The 19,372-nt window shown below is 40.7% G+C and carries 13 protein-coding genes; 6 read left to right on the top strand and 7 right to left on the bottom strand.

Going from position 1 to position 19,372, the window contains the following annotated elements; all coding sequences use genetic code 11:
* The first annotated feature begins 21 nt into the window (after window positions 1-21).
* Complete coding sequence (locus BFL47_RS05670; protein WP_170827277.1) at window positions 22-2,016, top strand: heavy metal translocating P-type ATPase; 1,995 nt, start codon at window positions 22-24, stop codon at window positions 2,014-2,016.
* Between the two features lie 8 nt (window positions 2,017-2,024).
* On the opposite strand, the gene BFL47_RS05675 is transcribed toward BFL47_RS05670, so the two are convergent.
* From BFL47_RS05675 to sucC, 5 genes are all read right to left on the bottom strand, one after another.
* Entirely contained in the window at window positions 2,025-3,212 is a 1,188-nt protein-coding gene (locus BFL47_RS05675; RefSeq protein ID WP_069658832.1) for an efflux RND transporter periplasmic adaptor subunit, read from the bottom strand.
* Window positions 3,213-3,237: 25 nt separating this feature from the next.
* Window positions 3,238-7,611 (bottom strand): CusA/CzcA family heavy metal efflux RND transporter, encoded by a 4,374-nt coding sequence (locus BFL47_RS05680; RefSeq protein WP_069658833.1) that lies wholly within the window; start codon window positions 7,609-7,611, stop codon window positions 3,238-3,240.
* A gap of 102 nt (window positions 7,612-7,713) precedes the next feature.
* Window positions 7,714-8,109 (bottom strand): hypothetical protein, encoded by a 396-nt coding sequence (locus BFL47_RS05685; protein WP_069658834.1) that lies wholly within the window; start codon window positions 8,107-8,109, stop codon window positions 7,714-7,716.
* 71 nt (window positions 8,110-8,180) lie between these two features.
* Window positions 8,181-8,543, bottom strand: coding sequence for a hypothetical protein (locus BFL47_RS05690; RefSeq protein ID WP_069658835.1), 363 nt, complete (start codon window positions 8,541-8,543; stop codon window positions 8,181-8,183).
* A gap of 125 nt (window positions 8,544-8,668) precedes the next feature.
* Window positions 8,669-9,868 (bottom strand): ADP-forming succinate--CoA ligase subunit beta, encoded by a 1,200-nt coding sequence (gene sucC, locus BFL47_RS05695; RefSeq protein WP_069658836.1) that lies wholly within the window; start codon window positions 9,866-9,868, stop codon window positions 8,669-8,671.
* Between the two features lie 95 nt (window positions 9,869-9,963).
* Between sucC and BFL47_RS05700 the strand changes: the two genes are divergently transcribed.
* The 3 genes from BFL47_RS05700 to BFL47_RS05710 are packed head-to-tail and all read left to right on the top strand — an operon-like array spanning window position 9,964 to window position 11,650.
* Window positions 9,964-10,620, top strand: a complete 657-nt coding sequence (locus BFL47_RS05700; protein WP_069658837.1) for an ABC transporter ATP-binding protein — start codon at window positions 9,964-9,966, stop codon at window positions 10,618-10,620.
* Between the two features lie 3 nt (window positions 10,621-10,623).
* Window positions 10,624-11,055 (top strand): ATP-grasp domain-containing protein, encoded by a 432-nt coding sequence (locus BFL47_RS05705; protein WP_069658838.1) that lies wholly within the window; start codon window positions 10,624-10,626, stop codon window positions 11,053-11,055.
* Window positions 11,048-11,650 carry an HAD hydrolase-like protein gene (locus tag BFL47_RS05710; RefSeq protein WP_069658839.1) on the top strand — a complete coding sequence of 201 codons (603 nt, stop codon included), beginning with the start codon at window positions 11,048-11,050 and terminating at the stop codon, window positions 11,648-11,650. Before BFL47_RS05705 ends, BFL47_RS05710 begins: the two co-directional genes overlap by 8 nt.
* A 7-nt stretch (window positions 11,651-11,657) precedes the next feature.
* Here the strand turns inward: BFL47_RS05710 and smc are convergent, their stop codons facing one another.
* On the bottom strand, window positions 11,658-15,200 hold the full coding sequence (smc, locus tag BFL47_RS05715; RefSeq protein ID WP_069658840.1) for a chromosome segregation protein SMC: 3,543 nt from the start codon (window positions 15,198-15,200) through the stop codon (window positions 11,658-11,660).
* A gap of 107 nt (window positions 15,201-15,307) precedes the next feature.
* Between smc and BFL47_RS05720 the strand changes: the two genes are divergently transcribed.
* Window positions 15,308-15,760, top strand: coding sequence for a hypothetical protein (locus tag BFL47_RS05720; RefSeq protein WP_069658841.1), 453 nt, complete (start codon window positions 15,308-15,310; stop codon window positions 15,758-15,760).
* Between the two features lie 59 nt (window positions 15,761-15,819).
* Window positions 15,820-18,375, top strand: coding sequence for a PIG-L family deacetylase (locus tag BFL47_RS05725; protein ID WP_245681315.1), 2,556 nt, complete (start codon window positions 15,820-15,822; stop codon window positions 18,373-18,375).
* A gap of 3 nt (window positions 18,376-18,378) precedes the next feature.
* On the opposite strand, the gene BFL47_RS05730 is transcribed toward BFL47_RS05725, so the two are convergent.
* Window positions 18,379-19,239 (bottom strand): sigma-70 family RNA polymerase sigma factor, encoded by an 861-nt coding sequence (locus BFL47_RS05730; RefSeq protein WP_069658842.1) that lies wholly within the window; start codon window positions 19,237-19,239, stop codon window positions 18,379-18,381.
* Window positions 19,240-19,372 lie beyond the last annotated feature (133 nt).

A 19,372-nucleotide genomic window follows, 5' to 3' on the forward strand; every position in this document is an offset into this window, starting at 1 on the left:
GAATACAATAAATTTAAATGTATGAGTACGCAATGCTGTGATAATGAGAACTACCAGTCGAATATACTAGATAAAAAAAATTCAGTCCTGCCTGAACAAAGCGAAGATAGTCATCAGGAAGACGATGGACATCATCATGGTGAACAAACTACTTCTGATCAACCTGCATGGATAGCACATTGGAACTTGCTATTATCATTGTTTATTCTAACCGTTGTATTGGTGTTAGAATATGCATTTGATATCAAACTACCCAAGTTAATTTCACTGCCTGTAAATGGTGTTGCTTATTTATTAGCAGGATGGAATGTTCTGGATCTGGCATTCCGTAAGATTAGACGGGGCGATATCTTCAACGAGTTCGTATTAATGAGCGTAGCCACTTTAGGCGCTTTTAGTATCGGCGAATATTCCGAAGGGGTGGCCGTAATGGTGTTTTATGCCATAGGAGAATGGTTTCAGGACGCTGCTGTGAATCGTGCTAAACGAAATATAAAAGCTTTGCTGGATATCCGGCCTGATAAGGTAACGGTGATCAGAAATGGAAAAGCACAGGTTTTGAAGCCATCTGAAATACAACTGGAAGAAATTATACAGATTAAACCAGGCGAAAAAGTGGCACTAGATGGGGAACTAATTTCGGATAGTTCCTCTTTTAACACCGCTGCGCTTACCGGTGAAAGTAAACCCGACACGAAGTATAAAGGGGAACAGATTCTTGCCGGGATGATCAATTTAAATACCCGTTCTGACGTAAAAGTGACGGCTTTATTTAAAGACAGCAAGCTTAGCCGGATCCTCGAAATGGTACAGGATGCTACTGCCCGGAAATCGCAAACCCAATTGTTTATTTCCCGCTTTGCTAAAGTGTATACACCTATTGTGTTTTTTCTTGCTTTGACGGTTATTATTATCCCTTACTTTTTTGTAAATGACTATGACTTTAGAGATTGGCTGTACAGGGGGTTGGTATTTCTGGTAATCAGTTGTCCCTGTGCATTAGTTGTATCCATTCCGCTAGGCTATTTTGGGGGAATAGGTCTGGCATCAAAAAATGGTATCCTTTTTAAAGGGGGGAACTTTTTGGATGTGATGACGAAGATCAATACCGTTATTATGGATAAAACCGGGACACTTACAAAAGGTGTTTTTAAAGTTCAAAAGGTAGTTGGGCAGGATATTGACGAAAAGGAACTTGTTCGCCTTACGGCGGTTCTGGAGAAAAACTCTACCCATCCGGTAGCTAAAGCTGTCGTGGATTATGCTGGAGAATCTATCGGAAATGCTGTCGCAACTCAGGTTGAGGAGATTGCAGGGCATGGTTTAAAAGGAGTCGTTGAAGGGAAAGAGGTTTTGGCAGGTAATGTCAAATTGATGAAGAAATTCAATGTGACTTTTCCAGCGGATGTAGAACAGGTTGTTGATACTATTGTAGTAATAGCGTTAAATCAGAAGTTTGCCGGGTACATGACTATTGCCGATGAAATAAAAGAAGACGCCGCAGAAACAATTAAACAAATGCATGCGCTTGGCTTAAAAACAGTGCTGTTATCCGGCGATAAGCAGTCTGTTGTAGATCAGGTGGCAAAACAAATTGGCCTCTCGGAAGCGTTTGGCGATTTGCTTCCGGATGGCAAAGTTGAAAAGGTTCAGGGTTATAAAGATCAGGGATTCAGGATTGCCTTTATTGGGGACGGGGTAAATGATGCTCCTGTGATCGCATTAGCTGATGCCGGAATTGCTATGGGTGGATTGGGCAGCGACGCTACCATAGAAACTGCTGACATTGTGATCCAAAACGATCAGCCATCGAAAGTTGTTGATGCGATTAAGATTGGAAAGATTACAAGAAACATCGTTTGGCAAAATATCATCCTTGCTATGGTGGTTAAGGTTATTGTTTTGGGATTAGGGGCCGGAGGCGTTGCTAACCTTTGGGAAGCTGTGATAGCTGATGTGGGTGTGGCATTGTTGGCCATTCTTAATGCGGTGCGAATACAACGGATAAATCTTTAATGTAATATTTATTCTTCTTCAGCAGTATTTTTCATCTTTGCCAACAAGTCGTAAGCTCCGTTGGTCACAATCTGATTATTTTGCCTATTAAAATTATCCGGTAAAAGCACTTCGGTATAGCCACCTTCAGTGGTACCAGCTTTAACTGCAAGCATTTCGAACTGATGTATATCTGCAGTTTGTTGCTTTTTGGATTTAGCTGCGGGAGAGACTATGAAAATATACTTATTGCCCTGATAATCAACAATAGCCTTTTCGGGTAAAGAAGGTTTATTCATGGTTCCGGCTTCTACAAATGCTTTCAAATACATGCCAGGCAAGAGTTGTTTATCTTCGGCGGTTAGATGACAATGAATATTTACAGTACGATCATTACTGATTTCCCGACCAATTAAATAAACTGTTGCACTGCGCTCTTTGTCCTCATTGGCTAAAGTGAACCGAACTTTCTGACCTACCTTGATTTTAGGAATATCTTTTTCAAAAACAGTTAACTCTGCATGCAGATGTTCTGTATCCACTATTTCAAACATCACATCCGATGGATTAACGTAAGAGCCAATGTTCACATTAACTTTAGTTACATATCCGCTAATAGGGGCATACAGATTTATGGTGTTTTGTATGTTGCCTTTTTCAAGTGAAGCGAGATTGACGTTTAACATTTGAAGCCTTTGGCGCAGACCTTGTACCCTTGCCTTCATGCTTTGGTAGTTCGAGGAGGATTGCTGTAGCGTTTTTTGAGAATTTACATTTTCTTTAGCTAATTCTTTTTGTCGCTCATTTTCCTGAAATAAGTAAGTGAGCTGACTTTTATTATCCAGGTAGTCCTGTTGTAACTGGATATAATCGGGGTGCTGCATCACTGCGATCACCTGGCCTTTATTTACTTTTAAGCCCTGCAAAAGGGAAGTTTGCTTCATTATGCCCCCCATAACAGCAACCACTGAAACTTTACTTTGAGGCGGTACATCCAGCATTCCATTGACTTTGATAACTCCACTAAGCGGGCGGTCTTTAACTGAATCTAATTGTATGTTTGCTGTTTTGTATTGCCCTGAAGTAAGCTCAACGCTATTTTGCTCTTTCGTGTTGACTACTTCCTCCTGGTTACTTTCGGGTGCATTTGAATTACCACATGCAGAGATTAATATAACTGTCCATATTGAAAGTAGGGTATTAAGGAAAATTTTCATTTTATGTATTTTAATTTCTGATGAACTATTGATTGTTACCTATTAAAAATTCAAGCTGCACGACGCTTTGATTGTATTCATTTAAAGCTTGCAAATAGCCGTTACGGATAGCAAGTGCATTTCTAACGCTGATGAGGTATTCGGCAAAACTAATGTCCCCACTTTTGTAAGCCGCCTCAATTTGTTTTAATATTAATTCGGCGTTGGTTAAAGCAGAGTTTTTGTAATAAGCGAGACTGTTTTTGTTTTTCAAATATTCCTGTACCGATTGCCTGTACTGTCGGTTAACATTGTTTTGCTGCAACAAATAATCATGTTCTGCTATTTGAGAATTAATTTCTGCCGCCCGCACTTTGGCCCTAAAAGATGAAAAAATGGGCAGACTTATGCCAAGCTGGATACCCTGAAAACGATCACCTGAACCATAAAAGACCTCTGCGCCATTTATATTTTGGTTCCCGATTAAGGTTTGGCTAAAATATCCCAGGGTGATATCAGGTAAAGCTTTAGCGACTTCCACTCTTTTTTGATTCTGAGTGATTTCCACTTGTTGTTTAATCACTGCTAATGCAGGGTTATTAGTTAGTAAAATTGTATCTGGCAGATTGAAAGGTCTTTCTGCCAACGCCGTATCAGCAATAACAACCTTTATATTTCCATTATTCAACAAGGATGTTAACTGTTCCAGTTGGATTTGGGTATCAGCCAGATTTTGATTGATTTGGTTATGCAGTTCATTCAGTTGTGTTTCGGCTGTTGTCTTCTCCAGTAGATTGGTTTCGCCTGTTCTGTACCTAAGATCAGCAGACTTTAGAAAGCCTTTGTAAAGACTATCTTCCCTTAATAAAAGACCCTTTTTTGCTGCTAAATATTGCAGTTGAAAGTAAGTTGATTTCACCTGAAAAGCCAATTCATTCTGTGCGGAAGCTAACCTGAACGTACTGCTTTTTATTATCGAATTCCCTAAAGCACCTTGTGCGGCAAAATAAGTTGGAAACGGAATTTTTTGAGTAACGGTTACATTATTATCCGTTTTATTAATTGTATTATACTGGCCATACAATAAAGAAACATCTGTTTTAGACATTTCCTTACTTATCTTTTTTAATTGCTGCTGATATGCAACATCTAAAAGGGCAGAAGAAATACCCTGATTGTTTTGCAAGGCTTGTTGTATAGCTTGTTCTAGTGTTACAGGATGCTCCTGAGCATGGCTTTCGGAAGATAATATCAGGAACAGAAAAATGCCTGTAGTACCAAGTACTTTAACTGCCTTTATTTTCATCCGTTCAAAAAGGATGTATAATACGGGCAAAACCAGTAAAGTAAGGAGAGTAGCCGTTAACAGACCTCCCATTACTACGGTGGCTAAAGGTTTTTGCACTTCTGCTCCACTACCGTTAGAAAATGCCATGGGTAAAAATCCCAGGGAAGCCACCAAAGCTGTCAGCAGTACAGGGCGTAACCTGGTCGCTGTACCTTTTAAAACAATTTCGTGTAAATCCGTCATTCCTTCTTCTTTTTTTCTGTTAAACTCAGCTATTAATACAATACCGTTTAATACAGCCACTCCAAACAGTGCAATAAAACCTACGCCTGCTGAAATGCTGAATGGCATTCCCCTTAGCCATAAGGCAAATACACCCCCTATGGCAGATAGCGGAATAGCGGTAAAGATCAATAAGGCGTGTTTGAAGGAGTTAAAGGCTATAAACAATAGGATTAAAATTAAGAGCAAGGCTACGGGAACAGCAATACCCAGACGTGTTCTTGCTTTATTCAGGTTTTCAAATGTTCCGCCGAACTTTACTGAATAACCAGGTTCAAACTTGATTTGCTGATCTATTTTTTGCTGTATTTCGTTCACTATACTGGCTACATCCCTGCCTCGGACATTAAATCCAATTATGATCCTGCGCCTTGCGTCATCGCGTTGAATTTGATTTGGGCCAACTTCAAAGTTTATATCTGCCAGTTGATCCATCGGGATTTGATTTCCGTTTGGTGCTGTTACGGATAGGTTTTTGATATCGCTTAGGTTTTCGCGGCTTTCTTTTTGCAGTCTAACGATCAGATCAAATCTTTTTTCGTTTTCAAATACCTGTCCTGCTGCCTCTCCTGCAAAACCGGCTCTAAGCACCTGGTTAACGTCTTCAATGTTCAAACCGAACTGTGCAATTTTATCACGGTTAAACTTGATCACGATTTGGGGTAATCCGGTAACCTCTTCCACGTACACATCAACTGCACCGGTTGTTTTACGGGCAATTGCTCCAGCCTGAGTGGCATATTGAGAAAGTTTGTCAAGATCTTCACCAAATATTTTAATAACAACATCCTGACGTGCACCGGTCATTAATTCATTAAAACGCATTTGAATAGGTTGTTGAAAAGAAAAGGTTACTCCGGGAATCTCTGCTTCAAGTTTCTTTTGCATTGTATCGGCCAATCCTTCCCTTGATGAAGCGCTTGTCCATTCCGATTTATCTTTCAGGATGATCATAATGTCTGCAGCCTCTACTGGCATGGGGTCGGTAGGTATTTCCGATGAACCTACCTTACCGACCACTTCTTTTACTTCGGGGAAATTTTTCAATAGAATTCTCGCACCTCGCTCTGTGGCCTGTATGGTTTCAGACAGGCTGCTGCCAGTCATCACTCTCGTTTCTACAGCAAAATCGCCTTCTTCAAGCTGTGGAATAAACTCTCCTCCCATGTTCATGAAAACAATTAAGCTTGCTCCGAAAAGTACAACAGAACTGACAATGACGATTAATTTATGTTTTAAAGCAAGGAGCAAAGCCGGGCGGTATATCTCTTGTATTTTTGCGATGATACGATCGGATATATTAACCTTATGCGCTGTGTTCCGGCTTAAAAAGGCGGCAGAGATCATAGGCACATAGGTTAAGGAAAGGATAAATGCACCTACAATGGCAAACATAACCGTTTGGGCCATGGGACGGAACATTTTACCCTCAACGCCCACTAATGCCAGTATAGGGATGTATACAATCAGGATGATGATTTGACCAAAAACAGCAGAGTTCATCATACGGGAAGATGCACTTTGGACTTCATGATCCATTTCCGCTGAAGAAAGCTTTTTTATGTTCGAGTGATGTGTTTTACTCATCGTAATGCGATGTAATACACTTTCTACAATGATAACAGCACCATCAACAATTAACCCAAAGTCGAGGGCACCCAAAGACATCAGGTTTCCTGAAACGCCAAATAAATTCATCATGATTACAGCAAACAGCATAGAGAGCGGTATTACAGAAGCCACAATTAATCCTGCCCTTAAATTTCCAAGGAGCAATACCAGTACAAAAATAACGATTAATGCACCCTCTGCGAGGTTCTTGGTAACCGTTCCAATGGCATTGTTAACCAACTTTGTTCTATCCAGGTAGGCTTCTATTACTACCCCCTCAGGCAGCGTCTTTTCAATTTGTGTGATCCGTTTCTTTACATTCTTAATCACCTCCGATGCGTTAGCTCCTTTTAGCATCAATACCAGTGCTCCGACAACTTCTCCTTTTCCGTTCCTGGTCATAGCGCCATAGCGTACCGCTGATCCGTACTGAACTGTTCCTGCATTCCGGATTAAAAGGGGGATGCCATTAGCATAAGTCTTTATTACGATATTTTGAATATCCTCCAGACTGGTAATTAAACCTTCACTACGTATGAAATAGGCGTTCGGTTTTTTCTCAATATAAGCACCGCCTGTATTTTGATTGTTCTTTTCTAATGCATTATATACATCGGTTATAGTCAGGTTCAGGCTCCTTAATTTATCAGGGTCTAATGCAATTTCGTATTGTTTTAAATAACCGCCAAAACTGCTCACATCAGCTACTCCTACAGTTCCAAGTAATTGTCTGCGAATAATCCAGTCCTGGATACTGCGCAATTCCATAGATGGATATTTCTTTTCATAACCGGGTTTAGCCAAAACAATATATTGAAAGATTTCACCTAATCCGGTTGTTACGGGAGCCATCTCAGGGCTGCCCATTCCTGGTGGGATTTCATTTTTTGCTAATGAAAGACGTTCATTTACCTGCGACCGAGCAAAGTAAATATCAATATTGTCTTTAAAAACGACGGTAACAACCGATAGTCCAAATCTTGAAAACGATCTTATTTCTTCGATTCCAGGAATAGTAGCCATTGTTTGTTCCACAGGGAAGGTTACAAAACGTTCTATATCTTCTGCACCATTTGATGGCGACACGGTAATGATCTGTACTTGATTGTTTGTAATATCGGGCACTGCATCTATGGGAAGCTGCATTACTGCATATGCTCCCCATACAATAAGGGCTAGTGTAAAAAGCCCTATAATAAACTTATTATTTATAGAAAAATGGATGATTTTCTCTAACATTTCACGCGTAAATATAATTATGAAAAATAGTCATCAACTACGCTATTAGCACGCAGTTACGATATTGAATAGGATTGCCTTTAAGACAATGTCAGCAAGAAATTATGCGGAAATTTTAGGGGGTTGCCAGATTGTCCTGGTGAGTATAGGAGAAATTTTTTCGGTATAAAGGGAAGTGTCAAACCTGTCTATGGGATAGGATTTGAAATCCACTCCGTCAAAAGAGCTTATTACATAAAATGCTAACGTGTGACAACAGTTGTGTGATTGAAAAGGTAAATCTTTATCATGGTCTTTTTTATGATTATTGGCCGCTTCACTATCTGCACCATAATGGATTTGGATAAATTCCAGAACAGTTGAACCTTGTTTTTCATTAAAATATTCGTTGAAATGCTCAACTAAGTTTGAAATTTTTAGCAAGTCATGTACATCAGCATCGGCCTTACCGCCGATGAAGAAGTATACAATGAAGTAGATGTAAGCTAATTTTTTCAATATTGTCCAAAGATAGGACTAATTGTTATAACATCTTAAAAATTGTAAAGGGTTAAATAGTGTAAGTTGCTTCAGTTGTCATCGACCTGAAGGATATGTAAGAGTCTGTGTATAAAAGGTGCAAAGAAAACAGCAGTAATACTTAAAAATGCTACTCCGCTATACAGGGCATAAAAGGAGGAAAATAGCTTTGCTGCATCACTGGTCATGTTAGCAACGGGACCCATGCCGGTTAATATCATGCAGGACATGTGAAAACTATCGACCCAGTTGAGATGGCCCAATGTATGATAACCTATTTCTCCTATGCCTAATGAAATGACAATCAACAGGATAGAGAACGATCCATAGCGCCCTACCCGCAGTAGAAAACTAGGTAAAGGAATTACTTTTTGTTTACGATTTTCCAGCCTCATTGGGTGTGTTTTGGTCATAATTTGATTTTAAAAACAGGCATAAATATGGTTGGTTTTTATTTATTCCACCAGACTTTTTAGACTGAAATAAAAAAGGGCAGTATCCTGATCGGATACCGCCCTTTTTTATCTTTTGGAGCTTTTTAAGCCTGCTCTTCCAGTACCTTAGTAACCAGATCAGCAGCTTCTTTTAACAAGATCGCGGAATAAACCTGCAGTCCTGAATCGTCAATAAGCTTCTTTGCTTCTACAGCGTTTGTTCCTTGTAAACGTACAATGATGGGAACGCGGATATTTCCAAGTTCCTGATAGGCATCAATTACACCCTGTGCAACACGATCGCAACGAACAATACCACCAAAGATATTGATCAGAATCGCTTTTACATTTGGGTCCTGAAGAATCAGGTTAAAGGCTGCTTTTACAGTTTGTGCATTGGCGGTTCCTCCAACATCAAGGAAGTTAGCGGGTTCTCCACCTGCTATCTTGATGATGTCCATGGTAGCCATAGCAAGACCTGCACCATTAACCATGCAACCTACGTTTCCGTCAAGTTTAACAAAGTTCAGGTTTGATTTGCTGGCTTCAACTTCCATTGGATCTTCTTCACTTTCGTCACGCATTTCTGCATAATCCTTATGACGGAATAAACCGTTATCGTCCAGATTTACTTTTGCATCTACAGCCAGGATCTGGTTGTCGGAAGTCTTCAGTACCGGGTTGATCTCAAACATGGCTGAGTCAGTTTCCTCATATGCCCTATACAAAGCGGTAACGAACTTGCTCATCTCTTTCATGGCAACACCACTTAGACCGAGGTTGTAAGCGATACGGCTTGCCTGAAAAGGACGTAAGCCTATTAATGGATCAATTTCTTCCTTGTAGATAAGTTCCGGTGTATGCTCTGCAACATGTTCGATGTCCATACCACCTTCAGTAGAATACACAATAATATTGCGGCCTTTTGCACGGTCCAGTAATACACTCATGTAGTATTCCTTAGTTTCTGATTCGCCGGGATAATAAACATCCTGTGCCACAAGAACTTTACTTACTAGTTTGCCTTCAGGGCCGGTTTGAGCGGTAATCAGTTGCATGCCTATAATTTGTCCGGCTATTTCTTCTACCTGAGCCAGGTTTTTGGCGAGTTTAACACCTCCGCCTTTACCACGGCCGCCAGCGTGAATCTGTGCCTTGATGACTACCCAGTCAGAGTTGAAATCTTCTTTTAATTTCTTAGCCGCTTCAACAGCTTGTTCAGGGGTATCTGCAACGATGCCTTCCTGGATTTTAACACCGAAGCTTTTAAGTATTGCTTTGCCTTGATATTCGTGAATATTCATTATTTTGAAGTTTGCTTGCCGTAAAGCTAATATTTTTTTTCTTTATAGTTTCGCCTACACAATGGAAGATTCATTCTTTTAAGTAATTTCGTCACATGCTTCAAGCAACTGGTATTTATAAAAATTATGGTAAACTGGAGATCTTAAAAGGGGTAGATCTGCACGTTCCGAAGGGTGAGATTGTTACTATTCTTGGGGCTTCAGGTGCTGGAAAAAGTACTTTGCTGCATATTATAGGGACGCTGGATAAGTCGGATGCAGGACAAGTGATCATTGATGGTATTAATGTGTCTTCTTTGTCCTCTTCGAAGTTGAGTGCTTTTCGTAATCAACGTCTGGGATTCATTTTCCAGTTTCACCACTTACTTCCTGAGTTTACGGCATTGGAGAATGTGTGTATTCCTGCATTCATTGCTAAAGTGGGTAGGAAGGAAGCGAGCAAAAGGGGAATGGACTTGTTGGAGATGCTGGGTCTGGAGAGCCGTGCGGAACATAAACCTGCTGAATTATCTGGTGGTGAGCAACAACGCGTGGCAGTTGCCCGGGCGTTGATTAACAAACCTTCTCTTATATTTGCCGATGAACCTTCAGGGAACCTGGATTCAGAGAGTGCCTTAAACCTGCATAATTTGTTTATTGATTTAAGAAACAAGTTTGCGCAGACTTTTATTATAGTGACACACAATGAGGAGCTAGGCGAAATGGCAGACCGCAAAGTCTTTATGAAGGATGGATTAATATTAACTGATTAAAAATTGAATATTCTGATTACTGGTGCAACAACTTCACAGGCGTATCAACTTGAACGGTTACTGAACCCTGAAGGCGATATTATCCTGGCTGATGTGGAAGAACTTCCTTCGTTTCTTTTAAAAAGTAAACGTTTTTTTAAAATTTCATCCGGACTTTCGGATTCATATGCGCATGAATTATTGACTTTATGCCTGGACCAAGGTATTAAAGAGGTTTACCCAATCAGGAAAGCGGAGATTATAGCTCTGGCAAGTGCCCGGCAGCTCTTTGAGGAATATGGGATTCTGGTAGTAGTACCAGACCTTACTGAATTGTATGGATGGAGTATGAAATGTCAACCTGGAAAAATTAAGATTGTACGGGAAGAAACAGGACGAGGGGTATTTTTGTTAGACAACAAAGAAACTTTTATTTTTGCTGTGGAAAATGATTAAGTATTCCGATTTTGACCCTTCAAAGAAAGCGTTTGTATTTGAATTAGACCATGTTCTGATACCTGAAAGGGACTATCTCTTACAAGTTTACTATCTGTTTGCTAATTTTTTAGAATATACAGAGACGATTCCTCCTTCTGCTGAGTTAGTTGAGTTTATGAAAAAAGCGTATGACAATCAGGGTAAACAACTTTTATTCGAGAAAGCTAAGGAGGTGTATGGCTTTGACGAAAAATATGCTGTTAATTTTGCCAGATTACACAGGGAAGCTAAACTTCCGCTTCCTTTATTACTGAATGAGGGAATGCTGGAATTGTTGCAGGCGATTGTAATCGACAGAAAGCTGGTTTTTATCGTCACTGCAGGTGACCCTGTTCAGCAGCTGAACAAGATCAAGCAAACGGAATGGAATGGTTTAGAGCACTATCTGAAGGTGTATTTTGCCAATGAACTTAAACCGAAACCTGCTCCTGATGTATTGTTGGAGATTTTAAATAAGTATCAGCTTCAGGCTAAAGATGTGGTGTTGGTTGGTGCCGGTCAGGAAGATCAGGTATTTGCTAAAAATGCTGAAATAGACTTTGTGAGCGTATGAGGTCGTATTAAGCTACTTCCCTGAGGTCAACAGCGACAACAATAGAAACACCCTGTTCCACCATCGTTACGCCATACACGACATCGGTATTGGCAATAGTACGTTTATTATGGGAGACTACGATAAACTGTGAATCGGATGAAAACTTCTTTATTATCGAATTGAACTTGTCAATATTGGAATCGTCCAGAGGAGCGTCTACTTCATCGAAAATACAGAACGGGGCAGGCTTAAGCAGGTAAAGGGAAAATAGAAGGGCGGTTGCTGTTAATGTTTTCTCCCCACCGGAAAGCTGGTTGATGGACAGAGGGCGTTTCCCTTTTGGCCGGGCGATGATGTCAATATCCGATTCTAAAGGATTCTCCGGTTGAGTAAGGATCAGGTCGCAGCTATCTTCTTCATTAAAAAGTGAACGGAATACCTCGATAAAGTTTTCCCTTACCTTTGAAAAGGACTCCATGAATTTGCTTTTAGCACTCTCGTCTATTTCTCTAATCGTTGCCATTAAGGTTGCTCTTGCTTCTGCGAGATCTTTCTTTTCGCTTTGAATAAAGCTGTACCGTTTAGTCATTTCCTGAAATGCTTCCATCGCCATGGAATTGATGCCACCAAATTCATCAAGTTGTTTTTTGAGTTGATGGGTTCTCTCTTTCAGCTTTTCTTCATCTTCTCTTTCGGGCGTTTCCGTATCTAACAGATCGGCAATGTCAACGGAAAACTCAATGGAAAGTCGTTCTTTTAAGGCATTTAGCTCCAGTTTTAGATCATTTTTTTGAGTATTCAGAGTGGTACTTACCTGGTCAATTTGGTCTTTGTTCTTTCTGATCTGGGTTAGTTTAGCCTCCAGTTCGGTAATCAAATCTCTGGATTGCAAATAGATCTTTTCTGATTCCTGTACTCCTTTTTCAAACTCTTCTTTCTGAATGTACATCTGAATCAGGTCTTCATCCGAATGGTCAGCGGCTTGAAGAATGCTGGTAATCTCCTGATTAATTTGAATGAGTTCCTTGCTGTTTTGAGTGATTTTAGATTGGAAAGTTTGCTCCTGTACTTCACGGTAATCAAGGTCTTTCAAGAGTCCCGATACTTTATTCTGTTGCTGATGAAAGCGGATGTTTTCCTGGTTATAACGGCTTAATTTTTCACTCAGCAGCCCGGTAATTTCCAGGTATTCCTGCTGTCTTTTCATGAGCTGCAGGTTCATGTCATGCTTTGAATCTCTTAAACGGAACAGTGCCGGTTGGGCTATTTCCCTTTTATCGGTAATGGAAATAATCTTTTGTTCGATGTCCTGTTTTCGGCTCTGACTGCTTTCGATGAAGGTGATATATTGTTCGCGACGGGTGTGCAGGGTAAGCCGCTCATTATTTAAACGGATCATATCCTGATCTATTTGTCTGGCAAATGTTTTTTTAGACGATGATTTCAGAATTTCATGTCGCTTTTCTTCCTGTTCAAGGGATGCTTTTAAGATGTCAGTTTGAGTTTGCAGTGTGCGGATGCTCTTATCCAGTTTATCCAGGTTACGTGCTCTTCCTATTCGTTTACCTTCAAAAAGACCTATTGATCCACCGGACATGGTAACGCGGCTCCGGCTGAATTGACCAGTGCGACTTAAAAATACAAGGTTTTTGTCTGGCAGATGCTGGGAGATCTCTTCTTCATCGCCGGAGGTTAAGATAAAGACATTTCTTAACAGCTGTCTGCAGAGCCGGCTATATTTAGGGTCGGCATCAATGATACTTAATGCCGGAATGCGATCAGGTTCGGATACTTCCATCATCGGCTGTTCAGGAAGAGATTCAAGCGCATCTATGATAAAGAAATTAGCCCTTCCTTTTGAGGTGTTGCTCAATAGCTGGATGGCCTTCACTGCTTCGGCTTGTGTGTCTACCACATAGTGGTTCATGACAGGCTCCAGGTAATTTTCTATTGCCACCCGGTATTCTTCTTTACAAAAGAGTACATCAGAAAGGAGGGGCGCTTGTTTGGTCCAGGATGTATTCTTCTTTAAAAATCGAATCGATTCAGGAAAGCCCTCCAAATTGTCAACCAGCGATTTGGTTAGATTGTATTCGTTCTGCCGGGAGTCGAGTTTGCGGCTATCTACTACCAGTTGCTCCTTGGTTTTAAAGATTTGCTCCTCAGTCAGTTTTATTTGCCCTTCGAGATCTGTTTCAAACTGTTGAATGGCATTAAATTCTTTTATTTCGGAAACAATTTTGGTGTCGAGATCCTGGATGTTGATATTAAATGTATCCAGTTCAGTCTCTCTGGATGTGGTATCAGCTACATGCCTGCGGCTTTCCTGTAGCAGGGACTCTTTTTGAATATCCAGAATGCCGAGGTCTTTCTCTGCTTGATAAACGAGGTTCTGCATCTCGCTATTTTGTTTAATGCAGGCATCCAACTGAGCTTTATAGCTCAATTGCTGTTGAATGGTTTCGTCTTGTTCTTCTTTGATTTCAGCTAATCCGGATCGAATAAGCCTTAAGTTTTCACTTTCCTGAAGATGCTCTTCCTGGAGCCGTTTTATCGTGTAAATTACATGATTCAGCTGGTTTTTGTCTTTTTCCAGCTCTTCAGTCAGGCGTTTTTCTTTATCCTGTAAAAAGCGGATCTGTTCATTTTTAATTCGCTTATCACTTTCGTATGTTTTAATTTGAGCTGCAAAAGCGGTGCTTGCTTTTTGCTGACTGGAGAGATTGTGTTCTTTAATCAGCTGATCCTGTTTAAGCTGTTTCAGATCGTTCTCCAGCTGTTCAATTTCTGCAAGTATGTTTTGTTGATTCTGCTTTTGTGCCTTTTCCTTTTCAGATAAGGTGTCCAGTGCCTTGCGGAAGCCTGAAATGCGGAAAGAGGCCAATTGGATGCTGCTATTCTTATATTGATCTTTAAGACGGTAATATCTTTCCGCTTTTTTTGCCTGGTTCTCCAATGTTTTGAGGTTCTTTTCCAGTTCAAAAAGAAGGTCTTCCACCCGGCTTAAATCTAATTCTGTTTCTTTTAGCTTGTTAAAGGTTTGTTTCTTGCGCAGTTTATACTTGGAAATGCCTGAAGCTTCTTCAAACAAAGATCTTCGGGAACCTTCCTTGTTGGCAATAATTTCTTCAATCATCCTTAATTCAATGATGGAATAGGAATCTGTTCCGATACCGGTATCCAGAAAAAGATCGGTAATATCTTTTAAGCGGCAGTGCACATTGTTTAAGCGGTATTCACTTTCGCCGCTTCGGTATAATTTACGAGTGATGGTGACCTGAGAAAACTCGGTAGGTAGAATGTTTTTAGTGTTGTCGAAGCTTAAGGATACTTCCGCCATTTGGGAAGGTTTTCTTGTTTTGCTACCATTGAAGATGATGTTCTCCATTTTTTCAGAGCGGAGCATTTTTGTGCTTTGCTCACCCAGAACCCAACGGATAGCATCCACTATATTGGATTTTCCACAACCATTAGGTCCGGCTATTCCAGTAATGCCTGCATTGAAGTTGATGGTTATTTTGTCTCCAAAACTTTTAAAGCCTTTGACTTCCAGCCGCGTTAACTGCATTTTTCTTTCCTAATCGAATAATCTACAACCATTGTCCTTAATGTATGACAAAGTAATGAAATTAGTACGAATTAGGAGAATCAGCAATTAAACCTTAACTTTAAAATATGGAACAGTACTTCCCTTTTATCATTGCTGGAGGCTATTTTGCTTATAAGATTTATACCAACTTTCAAAAGATGCAGGAAGAGGCAAAGAAAAGGAATCCTGCAGTTCCGCATGATGGTAAAGCTGTAGAAAAAACTAAGGGTAAAGGGCCTCTGCCATCAACGTTTCCTAAGCCATCATCATCGGGACCGCTTAAACCTGCTCCGTTTCTAGTTCAGGAAGTGGATGATTCTAAACATGCTGAACCTACTTACAAGTCAGTTTATGAACAACCCTTGCATGAAAAGCGGGCTGCTAAAAACAAAACATCCAGACCAGCTAAAAGTGGAATCCCTACCCGTATAAAACTGTCAGACAAAATTATTCATGATGATGTTCCCGAAGAGATCTTTCATTTCGATATGCGGCAGGCCGTGATCAATCAGGCTATATTGGAAAGGCCTCAGTACTAACAGGGCTTCATCCAATGTACGCAAAAGATTCATTTTTAAAACCTACAACTTATTAACACATGTTAACTCGTAATACGATCAATGATCTATTCAGGAATACCTCAATGGTCTTGAAGAATCGGATGTTTTTTCAGCCGTTTAAATATATTCCCTTTATAATTCTCGTGTTATTTAGTGGCAGGTCGTTTAGCCAGGCACCGGAACATCCTACAGCCTCAAAGATTCTTCTTGATATGAAGAAGCTGAATGTGCTGGGAACAGTGCTTTATGTGGCGGCGCATCCGGATGATGAGAATACCATGTTGATTACCTACATGTCCAACGAAAAACTGTATAATACAGGATATCTTTCACTTACCAGAGGAGATGGGGGACAGAATCTGATCGGTCCCGAGATCAGAGAAAAGCTGGGCATCATCCGTACTCAGGAACTGTTGCAGGCAAGGCGCACAGATGGGGGGAAACAGTTCTTTACCCGGGCAGTTGACTTTGGTTTTTCAAAGAGTCCGGAGGAAACCTTTACGATATGGAACAGGGAGCAGGTATTGTCTGATGCCGTATGGGTCATTCGTAAATTCAGACCTGATGTGATAATAACCCGTTTTCCTAAAGGTTCGCGTGCGGGACATGGACATCACAGTGCATCCTCTATTCTTGCAGAAGAGGCTTTTGATGCAGCGGCAGATCCAAAACGCTTTCCTGAACAGCTGAAATATGTGCAGGTGTGGCAGGTGAAAAGACTCCTTTGGAATACCAGCAGCTGGGCATTTAAAAGTGCCGATGATTTTAATAAATATGCGAAAGGGTTTTTGAAAATAGATATTGGAGGATTTAATCCTTTACTGGGTAAGTCTTACGGCGAGATTTCTGCTGAAAGCCGCAGTATGCATAAGAGTCAGGGCTTTGGATCGACAGGTCGTCGTGGTGAAAGTATGGAGTATTTTGAACCTACAAAGGGTGAGAAAGCGACAACAGATCTTTTTGATGGGATCAACACCACCTGGTCCAGAGTGCCAGGTTCAGCCAATGTAAGTAAGCTTATTCAGAAAGCAGTAACAGATTATAACTCATCCAATCCTGCAGCGGTAGTTCCAACCCTACTTATAGCGCTTAAAGAGATGAGGAAACTTCCGGATAGCTACTGGAAGCCGATCAAAATACAGGAGTTGCAAAAAGTAATTCAGGGTGCAATGGGATTGTATCTGGAAGTTACGGCTGGTGACTTTGATGCTGCACCTGGAACTCCGGTACAGTTGAAAGTTGAACTGATCAATCGTTCTGCTGTTCCTGCTGTGCTTGAGCATATTCGATATGGTTTTGCCGGAAAAGATACTAGTATTCAGGTTCCTTTAAAGGAAGATCAGGACTACAATTTCACCGCTCAGTATGTTTTACCTGCTACTGTTCCGATTTCGCAACCTTACTGGTTAAGGAAACCGGGTACGGTAGGGATGTTCAATATCGAAAGCCAGCAGGAAGTTGGCCTTCCCGAGAATGTACCTGCTACTCAAGTGGAGTTGAACCTGCGGATAGGACAGGAATTGATCAGCTTTAACGTTCCTGTTGTTTATAAACGTACGGATCCGGTGAGGGGAGAGATCTACCGTCCATTTGTAATTAACCCTCCTGTGTTTTTAAATTTAGCAGAAAACGTGTATATGTTTGCTTCAACAGAGCCTCGTCAAGTGTCGGTTCTGGTAAAGGCAGGCAAAGAGAATCTGACTGGTACTATAGCGCTTCAACTTCCAACAGGCTGGAGGGCTGAGCCTGCATTTATTCCTGTTAATATGAATAGGAAAGATGATGAAAAGCAGGTAGACTTCACTGTTTATCCTTCTGCGAATCAGCAGGTAGGCGAATTAAAAGTGGTCGCTACAATAGAGGGTATAACATATGACAAGAGTCTGAATGTGATTAATTACGCTCATATACCTGCTCAGATCAATTTTCCGGAGGCAACAGCACGCGTTGTGCGATTGGATTTGAAGAAAAAGGGCACCAAGATCGGCTATGTAATGGGTGCTGGTGATGATGTTCCCCAGAGCCTTCATGAAATAGGGTATGAGGTGACGGTTTTGCAGGACAAGGATATGACACTGGATCACCTAAAACAGTTTGATGCTGTTATTTTGGGTGTCAGGGCTTATAATACAGTACCCCGGTTAAGGTATTATCAGGCTGATCTGATGAAATATGCAGAAGAAGGGGGAACTGTGATTGTGCAATATAATGTCGATCAGGCCCTTTTAGTGGCCAATATTGGGCCTTATCCTCTGCGATTGTCAAGGGATCGGGTTACAGATGAAAAGTCAACTGTCCGTTTTCTGAAACCATCACATCCGGTGTTGAATGTACCCAACAAGATCACGAGTACTGACTTTGAAGGCTGGGTACAGGAGCGTGGGCTATATTTCCCCAGCGAATGGGATAGCCGCTATGAAACAATTATTTCTACCAATGATTTAAATGATCCCCCTCTTGACGGAGGATTACTGATAGCAAAATATGGGAAAGGTTATTATGTATACACCGGTTATTCCTGGTTTAGGGAACTGCCTGCCGGAGTTCCAGGAGCCTATCGTCTTTTTGTAAATATGATTTCTTTGGGAAAATAACGTTTATCCTAAATAAGATTTAAGAATTTTACTTCTTGAGGCATGCCTTAGGCGTTGTAGTGCTTTGTCTTTAATCTGGCGCACACGTTCGCGGGTAAGTCCGAACATTTCTCCAATCTCTTCCAGTGAGAGCGGTTGATTATCAGTAAGGCCAAAAAATAAGGATATTATGTGTTGTTCCCGCTCCGTTAAGGTGAGCAAGGATCTTTTTATTTCTTCAGACAGCGATTCGTTAATTAAACTACTATCCGTATTAGGCTGCGGGTTTTCCAACACATCAAGCAATGTATTTTCTTCGCCTTGTATAAATGGAGCATCCATAGAAATATGTCGGCCTGAATTACTAAGTGTATCGGAAATCTTTTCTGCTGTAGTTTCCAGTGTATTGGCAAGTTCTTCAGGAGAGGGCTCCCGTTCAAATTCCTGTTCGAGTTTGGAATAAGCCTTACTTATTCTACTTAACGATCCAATTTGGTTGAGTGGCAACCGTACAATGCGGGATTGTTCGGCAATAGATTGTAAGATAGATTGGCGAATCCACCAGACGGCATAGGAAATAAACTTAAATCCTTTGGTTTCGTCAAAGCGACTGGCTGCTTTAATCAGACCCAGGTTTCCTTCGTTAATAAGGTCGCCTAGAGTGAGTCCCTGATTCTGATATTGTTTCGCTACAGATACCACAAAACGCAAGTTAGTCTTAGTTAACTTTTCCAGGGCAGCCTGATCGCCTTCCCTTATTTTTTTTGCAAGTAATACTTCTTCTTCTGCTGAAATCAGGTCAACTTTACCAATTTCGTGCAGATATTTATCAAGAGACTGAGACTCCCTGTTCGTAATGGATTGAGATATTTTTAGCTGCCTCATTTATATCAAGCCCTTTCTATAATACTGTATCCGAGTTAGTGAAAATAACAAGCGATTATAAACAAAAATTTGGATTATTTTAAAAACTTTTTGTTGTAATTTTTTTACTGTTGTCCGGTAAAAGAAAAAAGGT

Source organism: Arcticibacter eurypsychrophilus (assembly GCF_001730525.1).
Lineage (GTDB): Bacteria > Bacteroidota > Bacteroidia > Sphingobacteriales > Sphingobacteriaceae > Arcticibacter > Arcticibacter eurypsychrophilus.

Bases quoted from the DNA above. Each gene is read 5' to 3' on its own strand.
- BFL47_RS05670 (WP_170827277.1), top strand. From the start codon at position 22: ATGAGTACGCAATGCTGTGATAATGAGAACTACCAGTCGAATATACTA.
- BFL47_RS05675 (WP_069658832.1), bottom strand. From the start codon at position 3,212: ATGAAAATTTTCCTTAATACCCTACTTTCAATATGGACAGTTATATTA.
- BFL47_RS05680 (WP_069658833.1), bottom strand. From the start codon at position 7,611: ATGTTAGAGAAAATCATCCATTTTTCTATAAATAATAAGTTTATTATA.
- BFL47_RS05690 (WP_069658835.1), bottom strand. From the start codon at position 8,543: ATGACCAAAACACACCCAATGAGGCTGGAAAATCGTAAACAAAAAGTA.
- sucC (WP_069658836.1), bottom strand. From the start codon at position 9,868: ATGAATATTCACGAATATCAAGGCAAAGCAATACTTAAAAGCTTCGGT.
- BFL47_RS05700 (WP_069658837.1), top strand. From the start codon at position 9,964: ATGCTTCAAGCAACTGGTATTTATAAAAATTATGGTAAACTGGAGATC.
- BFL47_RS05710 (WP_069658839.1), top strand. From the start codon at position 11,048: ATGATTAAGTATTCCGATTTTGACCCTTCAAAGAAAGCGTTTGTATTT.
- smc (WP_069658840.1), bottom strand. From the start codon at position 15,200: ATGCAGTTAACGCGGCTGGAAGTCAAAGGCTTTAAAAGTTTTGGAGAC.
- BFL47_RS05720 (WP_069658841.1), top strand. From the start codon at position 15,308: ATGGAACAGTACTTCCCTTTTATCATTGCTGGAGGCTATTTTGCTTAT.
- BFL47_RS05725 (WP_245681315.1), top strand. From the start codon at position 15,820: ATGTTAACTCGTAATACGATCAATGATCTATTCAGGAATACCTCAATG.
- BFL47_RS05730 (WP_069658842.1), bottom strand. From the start codon at position 19,239: ATGAGGCAGCTAAAAATATCTCAATCCATTACGAACAGGGAGTCTCAG.